At 60.2% G+C, this 14,718-nt stretch carries 10 protein-coding genes; 4 read left to right on the top strand and 6 right to left on the bottom strand.

The features are described from left to right. Positions 1 to 59 precede the first annotated feature (59 nt). The 4 genes from B0G52_RS18185 to B0G52_RS18200 all read right to left on the bottom strand — a co-directional run bounded on the left by B0G52_RS18185 (position 60) and on the right by B0G52_RS18200 (position 6,832). A complete protein-coding gene (locus tag B0G52_RS18185) occupies positions 60 to 1,709 on the bottom strand; it encodes a response regulator (RefSeq protein WP_094046798.1) in 1,650 nt (549 codons plus the stop codon). Continuing rightward, positions 1,702 to 3,504, bottom strand: a complete 1,803-nt coding sequence (locus tag B0G52_RS18190; RefSeq protein ID WP_094046799.1) for a sensor histidine kinase — start codon at positions 3,502 to 3,504, stop codon at positions 1,702 to 1,704. The genes B0G52_RS18185 and B0G52_RS18190 overlap by 8 nt, the downstream gene beginning before the upstream one ends. A 15-nt stretch (positions 3,505 to 3,519) precedes the next feature. Then, complete coding sequence (locus B0G52_RS18195) at positions 3,520 to 4,491, bottom strand: aldose epimerase family protein (RefSeq protein ID WP_094046800.1); 972 nt, start codon at positions 4,489 to 4,491, stop codon at positions 3,520 to 3,522. A 118-nt stretch (positions 4,492 to 4,609) separates the two neighbouring features. Continuing rightward, entirely contained in the window at positions 4,610 to 6,832 is a 2,223-nt protein-coding gene (locus tag B0G52_RS18200; RefSeq protein ID WP_094046801.1) for a beta-galactosidase trimerization domain-containing protein, read from the bottom strand. A 321-nt stretch (positions 6,833 to 7,153) separates the two neighbouring features. On the opposite strand from B0G52_RS18200, the gene B0G52_RS18205 reads away from it, so the two are divergent. The 4 genes from B0G52_RS18205 to B0G52_RS18220 are packed head-to-tail and all read left to right on the top strand — an operon-like array spanning position 7,154 to position 11,251. Continuing rightward, positions 7,154 to 7,390: a hypothetical protein gene (locus B0G52_RS18205; protein ID WP_094046802.1), complete on the top strand. Its 237-nt coding sequence runs from the start codon at positions 7,154 to 7,156 to the stop codon at positions 7,388 to 7,390. Continuing rightward, the gene (locus B0G52_RS18210) at positions 7,387 to 8,550 is read left to right on the top strand and encodes a GerAB/ArcD/ProY family transporter (RefSeq protein WP_094046803.1); all 1,164 of its coding nucleotides are present in this window, start codon (positions 7,387 to 7,389) and stop codon (positions 8,548 to 8,550) included. Before B0G52_RS18205 ends, B0G52_RS18210 begins: the two co-directional genes overlap by 4 nt. Next, positions 8,547 to 10,082, top strand: a complete 1,536-nt coding sequence (locus tag B0G52_RS18215; RefSeq protein ID WP_094046804.1) for a spore germination protein — start codon at positions 8,547 to 8,549, stop codon at positions 10,080 to 10,082. The genes B0G52_RS18210 and B0G52_RS18215 overlap by 4 nt, the downstream gene beginning before the upstream one ends. Then, positions 10,079 to 11,251 carry a Ger(x)C family spore germination protein gene (locus B0G52_RS18220; protein WP_094046805.1) on the top strand — a complete coding sequence of 391 codons (1,173 nt, stop codon included), beginning with the start codon at positions 10,079 to 10,081 and terminating at the stop codon, positions 11,249 to 11,251. The genes B0G52_RS18215 and B0G52_RS18220 overlap by 4 nt, the downstream gene beginning before the upstream one ends. On the opposite strand, the gene B0G52_RS18225 is transcribed toward B0G52_RS18220, so the two are convergent. Then, entirely contained in the window at positions 11,244 to 12,794 is a 1,551-nt protein-coding gene (locus B0G52_RS18225; protein ID WP_094046806.1) for an FAD-dependent oxidoreductase, read from the bottom strand. The two genes, B0G52_RS18220 and B0G52_RS18225, sit on opposite strands and share 8 nt — an antisense overlap. A 57-nt stretch (positions 12,795 to 12,851) precedes the next feature. After that, a complete protein-coding gene (locus B0G52_RS18230) occupies positions 12,852 to 14,687 on the bottom strand; it encodes an MMPL family transporter (protein WP_143762586.1) in 1,836 nt (611 codons plus the stop codon). Between the last annotated feature and the right edge of the window lie 31 nt (positions 14,688 to 14,718).

Genomic DNA, 14,718 nt, shown 5'->3' on the forward strand with positions numbered 1-14,718 from the left:
ATGCTCATATTACCGATCGCCCGAAGCCGCAGGAATAAAATAAATTGGGGAGGCGATGTTCAATTTTTTGACGTCGCGTCTTGCGGAGCTGCCTCGGAGACCGCCGATTCCCGGTATTCCGAAGGCGTCTGCCCCGTAAACTTCTTGAACACCTGGCTGAAATACCTCTGATTCTCGTAGCCGACCAGCTCCGAGATGTCGTTGATCTTGCGCTCCGATCCGCGCAGCAGCTCGCACGCCTTCTCCATCCGCTTGCGCGTCACGTATTCGATGAAGTTCTCGCCCGTCGCCGCCTTGAACTGTCTGCTTAAGTAGCTCGGGTCGAGATGATATCGGGTCGCGATATCGATCAGGCCGATGTCCTCGAAATAGTGCTCGTCCAGGTAGGCCGCGATGTCGCGCATCGGATGATCGGCGGAGAGCGCCGCCTTGGCGCGAATATGCGCTTCGACGGCCACCGACAGCTGCGCGACGTAATCGAGCAGCGCGCTCAGGCTCGTCACGCTGTCGATGCCGCGGGGATCGGACAGCAGCGGCCGGTCGGACGCGATCGAGGGCCATTCGCTTCCGGCGGCTTCGGCCAGCTTGCGCAGTTCCTTCTGCGCCCCGCCGATCGTCAGCGTCCGCGCGGCCTCGGCCTTGCGCGCGAATTCGTCCAGCAGCCGACGGGCGGCGGGAGCTTGACCGGCGGCGATCGCCTGCTGCAGCAGCTTGGCGTCGAACCCTCCGAGCACTTCAGCGGAAGCGGAGCCCGAGGCCCAGACGGCGTCGGAATCCGACGCGCCTTCCGGCCCTTCCGCAGTTTGCACGGCAAACTCCGTCCCTTGCAGCGTGTGGCGGCCCAGCAGACTGCACGCTTCCTCGAACGCCTCCGGGAGCTGATCGAGCCGGTCTCTCGGCGCGCTTAATCCGACGATGGCTTGAAGCTCCAGCATGCGGCATACCGCTTCGTGGAACGGCAGCAGCAGACGGCGGACCGCGTCGCCGCCCGCTTCCGGTTCAGGCAGCAGCAGGCAGAGCCGCGTCCTGTCGTCCGATTTGTAGACGTACAGCGAAGCGTCCCGCGTCACCTCGTCCATCATATTTTCCACGCTGTACATAAGCAGATCGGCATTGCCGTGGAACTTCGTCTCCGCCAGCTCGCGGAACCGGCGCAGCAGGCAGACGGCGAGCCGGTAGCGCCCGATCGGAGGATCGGCGAGCAGCTCCGCCGAGCGGACGACGATATCGGCCGCGTTCGCGATGCGCCGTCCCGTCACGTTCTGCAGGAACGTCTCCACCCTCACCCTGTGCATCTCGTTGGTGAGCTGCTGCCGCTGCTCGAAGCTCAGATGGCTGCGGCTCGCCTCCATCGCCTTGACCATCGCGCCCTTCAGATCCGCGAGCGATACCGGCTTGAGCACGTATTCGCACGCCTGGTACGCGACGGCCGCCTTCATGTACTCGAACTGCGAGTGGCCGCTGATGACGATTACCTTAATGTGGTTGTATCGGTAATACAGCTGCTCGAGAAATTCTCGGCCGTTCATGACCGGCATGTTCATGTCCGTCACGATGATGTGCGGCTTGCGGATCGGGATGAGCGCCAGCGCTTCCGCCCCGTTGCGGGCTTCCGCGACGACTTCGACGTCGAGCCCAAGCTCGTCGATCATTTTGCTGACGGACTTGCGTCCCCAAGGCTCGTCGTCGACGACCATAACGTTAAGCATGCGACTCTCCCCGCTTTCTGTATGGAATCCGGATGCGTATTTCCGTGCCTTCGCCCGGCTTGCTGTCGACGGTCAGCCCGTACGGGTCGCCGTAGGCGAGACGAATGCGTTCATGCACGTTTTTCAGCCCGATCGACACCCCTGCGAACACCTCCATCGACTTCGCTTCCAAGCCGCCGCGAAGGGCGGCCAGCTTCTCCGGCGGGATACCCGGCCCGTTGTCGCGCACCAACAGCACAATCTCCCCATTCCTGGCTTCAGCCTGCACGCGGATGAGCAACTGACGGTCGTCCGGTCCGCGCAGGGCATGGACGGCGGCGTTCTCGATGATCGGCTGCATGACGAAACGGATGATCGGCGCGTCCATCAGATTCTGCGGCACGTCGAACTCGATCTGCAGCGAATCCTCGAACCGGAACTGCTGAATGTATACGTAATTGCCGACATGCGCCAGCTCCTGCCCGAGCGTCGATTCCGTATTGCCCTCGTAGAAGCTGTAGCGGAACAGCTCCCCGAGCGACCTGCACATCTCGGGAATATCGTAGTCGCCGATCAGCACCGCCTTGCCGCCGATCGTCTGCAGCGTGTTGTACAAGAAATGCGGATTGATCTGCATCTGCAGCGCGAGCAGCTGCGCTTCCTTGTTCCTCAGCTGCATCTGATAGCCCTGTTCGATCAACTCGCGAATTTTCTCCGTCATGAAGTTGAAATTGCGCGTCAGCTCGGAAATATCGTCGCGGTATCGGTTCGGCTGGTCCAGGGCGACGTGGAAGTCCCCGTGGCGCACCCGCTTGATCGCTTGACCGAGCTGCTTGATCGGACGCGTGATGTACTGCTGCGCGAGCAGCGACAGCAGCGAAATGCACAGCATGGCGAAGACGAAAGCGCCGATGGTGATCAGCAGCGTATTGTCGCGGTGCCGCGCCAGCTCCTCGTTCGGATAGACAATCGTCAGCGTCAGGTTGCCGTTGTCCAGATAGGAAGTGCCGACGAGCAGATCGCTGCGCTGCACGAACTGGATGAGCTTCGGCTTGTTTTTCAGCTGCGCGTCGGGAACGGGGAACGTCGGAACGAGGTCGGCGTAGCTGTCGTTCGTATGGTAGAACGTCTCGCCGCGCGAATTGCGGAGCACGACGACGTTCGGAGCCTGGTTGTTCGCTTCGATCACCTTGGCCAGCTCCTTCTTCTGGATGTAGAACACGAGCGAGCCGACCTTGCTGCGGTAGAACGGATCGTAGATCGTAATGGAGAACACGAAGAAATCCTGATTCAGCACCGCGTCGGTATACGTGAAGGAGAGCGACTGCTGGAACGGCAAATCGAGCATGTCCCCGTAATGGGGAATGCTCTCATCGAAGGGAATCGAGTCATAGCTGGCCGCTCGCGACCAGTAATCCCGAAGCCGGTTATCCTTGCCGAAAATCATAATCTTGATGACGGCGTCCCTGTTTTTGTTGGAGACGAGCGTATAGTAGTTTTTCAGTGAATCCGTCACGGCAAAATAATCTTCATCGTTCGCGGTGCGGCCGTGCTCCATCAGGTTCATGACGCGCGCGAACCCGTATACCTGGAGCGCGGACGACGACAAGTCGCGGAAGTACTGGTTCAGATACCCGGCCACGTACTGGGCGTTCTGGTTCGTGCTTCGGTACATCGTCCGCTCCAGCGACTTCGTGCTCGATTCGTAGAATAGATAGGACAGCACGAGCATCGGGATCAGGGAGATCAGCACGCTGCTCCATACGATCTTCGTCCGGATGCTTCGGTTAATGAACAGCCATTTGATCATCTTCATCGCCGCGGTCCCTTCTCAGCGAACGGAGATTTCCAGATGCCAGCGGTATTGTCCGCGGGGAGCGACGACCGCCGCGCGCCGTTCGTTCATCGCGTAGGCGAGATCGTCCATCGCTCCGGTCGCGGGCTCTATCGCCACATGGTAGTGTCCGCCGTAGCCGCCGTAGTTCGCCCAGACGGCCAAGTACGGCACGCGCTCGACAGGGAAGCGGAACGTGACCGCTTCTCCCGACGCCGGGTCGAGCAGTTCTGCCCAGCCTTCGGTCAGCTTGTCCGCAAAATAGTATTTTTCCGCATAGCGGCCGGCATTCGGTTCGACTCTGCTCAGATCGATCGGGCCGTCCCGTTCTCCCTCCGGCGCGCCAGAAGAAGCATCCGGTTCCGCGATTGGCCACGCATGCCGCGTGCCGAAGCCGCCCAGCCGTTCCTCGGCCGAATACGTCATCTCGATCGTCCCTAACCCGCCAGGCACGCGCAGCGCCATGCCCTCCTCGACTTTCAGCAGCGGATGCGCCGCCCACAGGAACGAGAACGGGGAATCCGACAGATTCGTCACCGTATAGTCGATGCGCAGCGTGTCGTCCGCCGCGAACGAGACGCTCTTGTCCAGCGCATAGGGAAAACGCCGCCCCTCCACGCTGCACTTGAGCGATTCGTCTCCCACCAGCTCCGCCCGCCAAGGCAGCGACCATACTTCCCCGTGATCCGGCACCTCGAGCCCCTGCCACGGCCCGTCCGGATACACGCAGGTATTGATGCCGGGGAACATCTCGTCCCAGCCCGATCCGTCGCCTTCTCCGAACGGCGAGCCGTACCCGCGGTTGCCGAGCGGTTTGCCGCTGCTCCACAGCCACTCCCGGCCGGTCGCCTTGTTCGTCAGAGAGACGATTTTGGACCCGAGAGCCGGAACGATCGTAACGGCCAATGCGGACGTTTCGCGCGTCCATGCTTCCCAGCCTTCCCTGTCGGTCTTCGTCCAGCTGTTCATGCAGCTCCTCCTCTTTCTCTCGTTGACGATACGCCAAAAAGAATGATATTGCATTATAGCGCCTTGACTTGCCGCGCACAATCCATTTTTTTGGCGGGCTGATGTTCGTTTTCTTGACTCACATTGCCTGCTCGACGATCCGCACGATCGCGTGCAGTTCCAGCCGCGGGAGCTTGACCGTCGCCCGCTCTCCGTCCCACGTCCATTCGAGTGGCGTCCCTTCCGGCTCCGAAAATATGCCGGAAGGCTTGCGATCCGTTCGAATCGTCAGCTCGATGCCGTCGATTGGCGGAATTTGCTCGTTGTGGATCAAATAGCCGGAGCGCTTCTGCGCGAAATAGTTCAGCGCATGCACAAACAGCTCCCGCTTCCCGTCCCCAAGCCTCTCCTGCACGGCAAGCTCCACGTGATACGGCTTGCGCGCCGACAGCATCCGATCTCGTGCCGGATACAGCTCCTCGAGGCAGACGCTCAGCCATTCCCGGGTTAAGCGATGGCCTTCCAGATAGTACAGCGCGAACGGTTCGCCGTTCAGGTACATGGCCCGTCCCCGGCCATAATTGCGCACCGTGATCGCCGGCGCGACCGCAAGCTCTCCCGCAGGAGCCGCGCCGACCGTCGTATACTGCCGCCAATCCGAGCGAGTCCGACCGCCGCCGGGACGCCACGTGTGCTCGTTCGGCCCGATCAGCGCGGCCAGCGTCGCTGCGTCCGGCGCCGTCTCCAACTGCATGGCCGCCCCCCATACCTGCAGCTTCACTTCACCATGCGGCATACGCTCCCGCAACGACTCTTCCGCCTGCCAATAGTGGATCGGCGCGGGCTGCAAGCCCGTTCGCTTGACGCCGAGCAGCGGCGCGAACACATCCTCGTCCCGTTTCTCCCCGCTCTCGCTCCATAAGCCCGAGCGTCCCGTCACGATAAGCCGCCCGCCGTCCGCGACATAACGCTCCAGCGCCGCAACTGTCTCCGCTTCCAGCAGCATCTGGTCCGCGACGATGACAAGCGCCTGCCGGTGCAGCTGCTCCCTTAGCGTCGCCTCGTCGTAGATGAGATGCTGGATGCCCATCTCCGTCAGCAGCAGCGAAGCGCCGTCTACGCGATCGGTGCGCGATCTCGACACTCTGCCCCATTCGCCGTCGCGGCCCCATTCCGCTCCAGCCGTAGGTCCGAGCAGCTGCGAAGGCAGGCTGGCCAGCACGGCGACCTCCGGCACGGCTTGCGCGCCGCGCGAATACGTCTCCCGCTCCTGAACGAAGGCATAGACGTCCTTCAGATCTTTATAGACAGCCGGCTCCAGACGTCCGTCGACGTATGGATTGTCCGCGAAGAAGCACTTGGCTCCGATCGCCAGATTCGTGGCCAACTCCAGCTTCCAGTCAATCGGCGAACGCATCTGCCATTCTCCCCAGCCATGAAACCGTTCGTTCATGTAATCGAACGGCAACCCCGTCGTCGACTGGTAACGTCCTTCACGGCTGAAAATCATCTCGTGATTCGCGCCGAAGTGAACCGGATCGCACGACAGCCAGTCGACGCCCAATTCGCGCGGCGTCAGCCAGCGAACGAACCGGCCGTTCTCGGTCAATGGGAAGCCCATGAAATACTTGCCCGAATTGTTGTCCGCGACGAGCGTATTCGGAGAGACCTCCTTCACCGCGGCGGTCACGCGAGCGATGTACGGCGCGATCATGCCTCTGCGCCACAACCGCCACTGTATCCATTCCGGCGCATCCAGCTCCTTGTCCGGCTCGGGCATCGGTCCTCGTGGCACCTCCTCGCCGAGCTGCTCGCGGTACAGCTTCCGACAGCTCTCGCAATAGCAGGGCTGCTCGATCAGCCAGCTTCCTCCGTCGAACCAGATCGCGTCGGGTTCATGCTTGCGCACCGCTTCCTGCACAAGAGGCACATAGAATCGCTCCAGAAAGTCCGAAGCAACGCAAATGTGAGACGCCTCCTGCGGCAGCCAAGCACCGCGCGGCAGAGAGCCGTCTTCGGCGACACGCAGCCATTCCGGGTGCAGGCGGCGCATATGTACGCTCGAAAAGACGTTCATGTATAAAATCGTGCGGATGCCGACTTCCTTCAGCGCCCGCGACATTCGTCCGGTATAGTCGCCCTCCAGATGCGGATGCGTCACGGCGACGTCCGAAGGATAGAACGTATGCCCGTAGTGATCGTAGGCGAACAGCTCGACCGCCTGAACCCCCGCATCCTTCAGCATTTCGGCCAGTCTCTTCGCTTCTTCCTCCGTCAGCGCCGCCGCCACTCCGCGCATCCAGTCGGGCTGATGGTTGTCCAGGTGCAGCTTGCGGTACGTCTCGTCCATCCAATTGCTCATATCCGGTTCCCCCTTGTCCGTGCATCGAAATCGAATCGGTTCGCGGAACAAGAGTTCCGCATGACGATCGTATCACGCCCGAGAGCCCCCGTATTTGCCGCCCCGTCCACCGACTTGACGATTGATCCGGCGGAAGAACATTCTATCCTCTCCATTCGGCTCTCCCATCAGAAATTACATAATAATTATTATGTAAACCAATATAAACCTCCATCCTGTCACAATGACGATCAGAACGCATACTTTCCCTTTTCCAGCAAATACTAATCCGGATTTTACCAAACCAGACGATTTCGTTCCTTGGGGGCGCTGCATCCGTTCATGTTGGAAAAAATTACAGTCAGCCTGCTTTTTTTCGCCGCTGTTATCGTTGGCGACGCCCGCCGCCTGAAAAGGCTAAAGCGGAAAGAGTCTATTTGTTATGCGGTCTGCCTGGCCGCTGCGCTCTATCTGACGCTGATTTTCGTATACGACCTTCCTTGGCCGAATCTGACCGGTGCGCTCAAAGCCGTTTACGGCTGGCCGTCGGAACGGTTGATCCGGTTATTGAAGGTTTGATAGCCATCCTAAGCCGAGAGGATGAAGACAAGATCAAAACCGAATCCTCCGCCATCGATTCCGTGCAGTTGGCTTGCATGCTGATCGCCTTCTCCACGGGCTCGGCCATCGTATTCATTCCGAATCCCCTTACGGGGGCCGCCAGCAACGACGCCTGGCTCTCCCTCGTGCCCGCTTTCGGCTTCGGTCTCCTTATTCTGACCTGCATTTTATATCTTCACCGCAAGCATGCGGGTCGAAGCCTGATCGACTACAGCCGCGGCTTGATCGGGGGCTTCCTTACGTCCGTGGCGGCCGTTCCCCTTCTCGGCATGTTTCTGTTCTCGATTCCGGCTATCATCACGGGGATCGGGGAATTTTTCACGACCGTGATGATGAAGGAAACGCCGGTCTACGTGTTCAATTCGCTCAGCCTGTTGACCGCAGCGCTGACGGTACGCTCGGGCATCAAGGTGATGGCCCGGATGTTCCTTCTATTGATCTTCGTGATGCTGTTTTGTTCGATCGCGGTAATTCTGCTGGCCGTTCCCCAGTATCAGGCCGAGTTTTTGCTTCCGTTATTGCCCGACGGACTGAAGCCGGTCTTTCACGGCGCGTTTATCGCGGCAGGTTTCCCCTTCGGGGAAGTGTTCTTCTTCTCGATGCTCCTGCCCTTCGTCCGAGCTCGCTGGAAGGACTTGCGGAGCAAGATGTATCTGGGCTTCGCGGTTACCGGAGCGATGTTGATGCTGTCCACGCTCTGCACGCTGCTCACGTTCGGTCCCGCGTCGGGTTCGCTGAAGTACTCGCTCTATCGGCTGGCCGGCGAAATCGAGATCGCCGAAATTCTTCAGAGAATCGAAGCCGTCATCGGGATCGCCCTGATCCTGGGCTCCTATATGAAAGCTTCCGTTTTTCTGTTTATTTTCAACCGGGTGCTGGCGGAGCTGTTTCGCCTGGACGACGACCGAGTGCTCGTCTATCCGGTCTCGCTGGTTTGCTTAATGCTGTCTCTCACAATGTTCGATAGCCCGGCGACCTTCGTCGAACAGGTGTACGAGATCTGGCCATTCACCGTCATGGCGGTCGGGGGCGGATACGTCGCGTTGCTTGCGATCGTCACGCTGTTCAAACCGATAAGGCCGGGACGTTCCGTAAAAGGAAGAGGTGCGACAAAATGAACCGTGACGGTTGCCACGACCACGGCGAATCGATTTCTGCGGCGTTGGCGGACAATCTCGAACGAATGCGCGCCGCGCTATCCGGCAGCGACGATATCGTCGTCGATCACTGGGGTTACGGCCCCGGGCAGGAGCATGCCGCTTTTTCCGCTTACTGCCACACCCTCGTCGACGAATTTTCCAACCATTACATGAAAACAACGCTTCAAGACTTGGTCAATCACGAGCTTGGCCGAGCGGAGACCGTCACGCCCGAGCAGGTTCGAGATTTCTTCGGGCGCGGCGGCGTCTCTCTGCAGCCCTTCTCTCTTCTGGACAAGATGGATCAGGCTATCGGCAAAATACTGGACGGCGACGTCGTCCTCTTCTTCGACGAGTGGGACCATGCGCTCAGCTTTCCGGCGAAGAACGTGCCCCAACGGCAGGTCACGGAATCGATTAGCGAACCGAGCGTCCAAGGGCCGCGGGAAGGCACAATCGAGAACTTGCGGGGAAACCTCGGCATGATCCGACAGCGGGTCAAATCCCCCCGTCTCAACATCCGGTATATCGTCGCGGGAATCGAATTGCAGACGACGATCGCGTATGCGTACCTGGAGCATGCGGTGAACCCGAATGTGCTGGAAGCGTTTCTTGAACGTATCCAAGGCATCGATCGATACGAAGTTCCGGAAACTTCGTACGTTGAAGATTGGATCGAAGACGATTCCTATTCTCCCTTTCCGCAATACCGCTATACGGAGCGAACCGATACCGCCGCGGCCGCGCTGCTCGAAGGCAAAATTCTCGTGCTGGTGAGCAACTCGCCGATGATTCTGATCTGCCCTGCCGTGTTCGTCGACTTCTTCAACACGAGCGAAGATTATTACGGGAGAACCGTCATCTCCTCGCTTATCCGTCTTCTTCGGCTGCTCGCTTTCATCATCGCGCTGACTTTGCCCAGCGCTTACGTCGCTTTGTCCACTTTTCATCCCGAGCTTATTCCCACCGTCCTTCTGCTCGCGATTCTGGACACGCGGGAAGGCATTCCTTTCCCCGCTTTCTTCGAAGCGCTCGTGATGGAAATCTCCTTCGAACTGCTGCGGGAAGCCGGCATACGCCTTCCCCGTCCTGTCGGCTCGGCCGTCAGCATCGTCGGGGCGCTTGTGATCGGCCAAGCCGCGATTACGGCTCAGATCGCCTCGCCGATCATGGTCATCGTGGTCGCGCTGACCGGGATCGCTTCGTTCGCCATCCCGCATTACGAGATGGGCATCGCGCTGCGGATCGTGCGTTTTCCGCTAATGGTCGCCGCGGGGCTGCTCGGAGGATTCGGCATCATGATCGTATCGTTGCTTACGCTGCTGCACTTGACCAGGCTGCACACGCTGGGCCAGCCGTATTTGTCGTCCCTGGCTCCGTTCAAGCCCAGAACGATGCGGGATCTGTTCGTGAGGGCGCCGTTGAAGGTTTTCCTGCGCTCCCCGCGCAACCGGCGGTTGCTCCGGCATCGCCGCGGCGAATTCCGAAGCGAAGGAGATCCCGCGAAATGAAACCGCTCGTTGCGTTACTGTCCGCGATTGCCGCCGCACTCGTCTTGAGCGGGTGCTGGAGCAACATGGAACTGACCGACCGCGCTTTCGTGCAGGCCGCGGCCATCGATTTGTCCGACCGGGGGCAGTACCGACTCACCGCGCAAATCTATAAGCCCGGAGGGATGAATGCGGCGGACGCCGCCGTCCCGGAGAGCGAGAAGTCGTACATCGCGATCATGACGGAGAACCGCTCCCTGCTGGGGGCGATCCGGGACGCCACGAACGAACTCGGCAGGAAGCTGCAGCTCAGCCACATGAGATCGCTTATGATCGGCGAGGAAACCGCCAAGACGAGAAACATCGGGCAGATTCTCGACTTCTTCACGCGCGATCACGAACCGCGGGGCAATATTTCGGTCGTGATCGCCAAAGGAGCGGCGAGCCGCTACCTGCTTATTCCGCCGTTTATCGAAACGACGATGGGACAGCAGTTCAAGGAAATCGAGCACAAGTCGTCCTCGTATTCGGGCAAAACGCTGGAGGTGACGCTGACGGATTTGGACATTCGCTCCAAGGAGGAGGTTCCGTTCGCCGTCGTTCCCTATTTCCGTCTCGTTAAGGAGCAGCGGAAGCTGGCCTCCGCCCACGGCTTGGCTGTGATCGACTTCGCCAAAGGCACCATGACCGGGTTCATCCCTCCCGAGACTACGCCTTACGTCATTATTCTGATGAACAAGTTTCAGGGAGGGGTCGTCGAACTGCCTTGCGACAACGGAGGGCGGCAGAAGGGATTGGCGGACTCTTTCGAAATCCGCAAAGCCGATGCCACAATCGATCCCGTCGTCACAGGGAACGATCTTGCGCTCGGAATTCTCGTCAAGCTGGAAGGTTCGATCGGAGAATTAAGCTGCCGCAGAGTGGTCACCAACGAAGAAATAACCGAGTTCACGACGGAAGTTTCCCGGGAGGTCGGACGGCGGCTCCAAGAGGCTTTACTGCTGCTGCAACGTCAGAAAGCCGACGTCATCGGCGTCGGCGAACGTCTCTCCCGCCATCATCACCGCCTGTGGCGGCAATGGAAACCGGAGTGGCCGAACCGCTTCGCGGACGGCGATTTCCATATTGAAGTCAAAGCCAAGCTGACGAACACCGGAATCCAGAGCGGCGAATCCAAATTCGTCAAGTAACAGCTCCCTCCCGTTCGGGGGCTTCCGATACTTCCAGCTTCGCCAGAGGCTCCTTCGCCGGTCCCTCGATCACTTCGCCCGTATACGAAAACCTCGACCCGTGGCATGGACAATCCCAGGTCAGGTCGCCGTCGTTCCAATTCGTCTCGCAGCCCATATGCGTGCAAGTCGTATCCACGACATGCAGATCCCCCTTCGGGTCGCGATAAGCGCCCGCCCGCTTGCCGTTGACGCGCACGGTTGCGCCTTCGCCCGGAATCAGACTGCCCGGCGTGCGGTACACGATATCGGTTTTGCCGGCAATCAGCTGCTTGGCCACATCGAGATTGTCCGTAAAGAAACTCTTGATGTCCGGGTCCGCGTGCAGACGTGACGGATCGAACAGCTCCCGGTACCGGTCGTCGTTGCCGAGCACGAGATTGGCGAGCAGCCGGGCGGCGGCGGTGCCGGTCGTCATCCCCCATTTGCGATACCCCGTCGCGACGAAAATACGGTCCGATCCTGGGGTGATCTTCCCGATATAAGGCATCTTGTCCAGCGTGACGAGATCCTGGGCCGACCAGCGGTAGGCGATCTCCTTCACGCGATACAGCGAATCGGCGAACGCCTTCAGCGCATCGTAATGACGGATCGTGCAGGAGCTCTGTCCGGCTTTGTGCCCTTCGCCGCCGATCAGCACGAGCGGCTCGCCTTCTTCGCCCGCGATCCGGATCGAGCGCTTCGGAGCGTCGGCGTTCAAGTACATGCCGCCGCCGTACTGCTCCTCGATTTTGACTCCCAGCACGTAGGAGCGCTCCGCGTGCATGCGGGCGAAATAAAATCCTTTCCAATCCGGGAACGGGAAGTGCGAGGCGCAGATGACGTGCTCGCAGCGAATGCGAGCTCCCGCTTCCGTGATCACGACCGGGGAATCGCCGTCCTCCGCCTTCGTCGCCGTCGTCTGCTCGTAGATTCGTGTCCCCGCTTCCCTTGCCTTGTTTATTAATGCCATTAAATAAGAGAGCGGGTGGAATCTCGCCTGCTCCGGCATCAGCAAAGCCGCCCGGATCTCGAGAGGCAGCGCGATGCGGTCCGTCAGCTCTCCGGGAATGCCCAGCTTCTCGTAGGCGCGCAGCTCGTTCTCCAAATTTTCGACCCTCAGATCGGAGTCCGTATAGATATAGGCGCCTTCGTTCGCCAAGTCGCAGTCGATGCCCTCCCGCGCGATCGTGTCCCGCATGAAATTCATCGCGTCGAGATTGGCCTCGTAGTACAGCCGCGCCTTGTCCTCGCCGAAATGGCTGATCAACTCGTCGTAGATCAAGTCGTGCTGAGCGGTAATTTTCGCCGTCGTATGCCCGGTCGTTCCGTTCAGAATGCGTCCCGCTTCGAGCAGAACGGTCTTCTTGCCCGCCCGGGACAGCAAATAGGCGGCCGTAATTCCCGTAATTCCGGCGCCGACGATCACGACATCGGCCTCCGTCTCGTTCGTTAACGGCGGAAATTCCGGCAGACGGACGGACGACGTCCAGTACGATTGCGGAAATTGAGGAAGCTGGTTCATCGATTGGGCTCCTTTGCTGATCCGAGTAAATTCCGAACAAATGCAGGAATCTCCGGATTAGCTTCTCGCAAAAGGCAGCCACCAATTCCATTTTCCGAAACATTTCATCAACGCCGGCACGAGCACCATCCGCACGATCGTCGCGTCCAGGAACAACGCCGCCGCAATGCCGATTCCGAGCTGCTTCACTCCCGACACGCCGGCCAGGGCGAACGGAGCCGTCACCGCGATCATGATCGCCGCCGCAGACGTAATGATTTTGCCCGACGCGGCCATTCCTTCCCGGATCGCAAGCTCGTTGTCCCGCGTCTCCCCGTAGCTCTCGTAAATTCTGGACAGCAGGAAAATGCCGTAATCCATGCTGATCCCGAACGTCAGACCGAAAATAAACACCGGAATCATAATCGCGATCTCCGTCGCCTCAAGGCCGAAGCGGCCCTCCTGGAACAGCCACGTCAGCAAGCCGAAGGACGCGGCTATCGAAGCCAGGTTCATCGCGATCGCCTTTACGGGAATAATCACGGAACGGAAAGCCACTGCCAGCACGAGCAGATTGGATACGACGATGAACAGCAGCACGTCCTTCATTCGGCCGAACACCTCGTCGCGCACCTCTTGATGGTATTTCGGCTCGCCGCCGATCAGCACGTCCAGGCCGGCATACTGGCGTTCCCGCTCCCTCACCCAGTCCATCGCCTCTCTCGACGATTCCGCGCCTCTGAGCCAGACCGAAATCCAGCGATGTCCCTTTTCTCCCGCCAAGCTTTCCGCGGTTTCCGCCCGCAGGACGCTGGGGTCCTGCAGCAGATCCAGACGGAGGCTTTCGATCGCCTGACGGCTTCCGGACGCTTCCTTCACGGCAATCCACACCCGAGACGTCGACTGAGGTTGAAAATGAAGCGCGACCGACTCGGCGGCGGCCCGCGATTCCTGGTTCGGGGGCAGCGACTGCGGACCGGGCACGCCGACTTCCAGCCCGCGGATCGGCGCCATGCAGACGAGCAGAACGCCTGCCGCCAGGGCAGCCGAAACCACCGGTCGCCTCAGTACCGCCTTGGCGAACGCTCGCCAAGGCTTGCCGGCACGCTCGGTTCTCGGACCGGGGGCTAGACGGCCGCGAAGCGCGTACAGCAGCGCCGGAACGAAGGTGAGGTTGATCAGCATCGATACCGCGAGGACGACAAGCGTCGCCAGTGCGACCGTGTTGAAAATGGGCATGCGGATGTACAGAGTGCCGATCAGCGCAAGCGCGACGCATGCGGCGGACACCGACACCGCTCTTCCGGAGGTAGTCATCGTTATTCGCAGCGCCTCGTCCGCGCCCCGGCTTCGACGCTCTTCGCGGAATCGGCCGACCATCAGCAGCGCGAAATCGATGCATACGGCCATCCCGACCATCGGCACCACGTTGTATACGAATACGGATAAGTTGACGCCTCCGTACGTGCCGATCAAATAGAGGATGCCCATGGAGAGAAGGACGGTCATGCCTCCCGCGGCGATCGGGATGACGGCGGGCAGCAGTCCTCCCAAGGCGACGGCGAGCAGCGCGAACGCGACCGGCACGCCGATCGTTTCCGCCGCTTGCAGATCCGCTCGGCTTAAGCGGTTGACGTCCTGCTGCACGACGGGCTTGCCCGTCAGCGACGCCTGGAATTCGCCGTCGTCCTCGATCGCGCCGCGTATGCGTTCCAGCGCGAGCCGCTTGTCGTCCTGCGAACCGGGAAGAACGGCAAGCGCCGCATAGGCGTATTGTCCGTGCAGCATATCCGGCTTTGCGAGCGGAGATGCCGCGACGGCCGTTCCTCCGATTCGGCTTAGTCGGTTCATCGCGTCCGAGATATACTGCCGGAAGCTTGACGCCGGCAAGCCGTGCGGATTATGGAACAGCACGAGCACCGGTTCTTCCGGCAGCTTCAGCTCC

This window comes from Cohnella sp. SGD-V74, from assembly GCF_003001675.1.
Lineage (GTDB): Bacteria > Bacillota > Bacilli > Paenibacillales > Paenibacillaceae > Cohnella.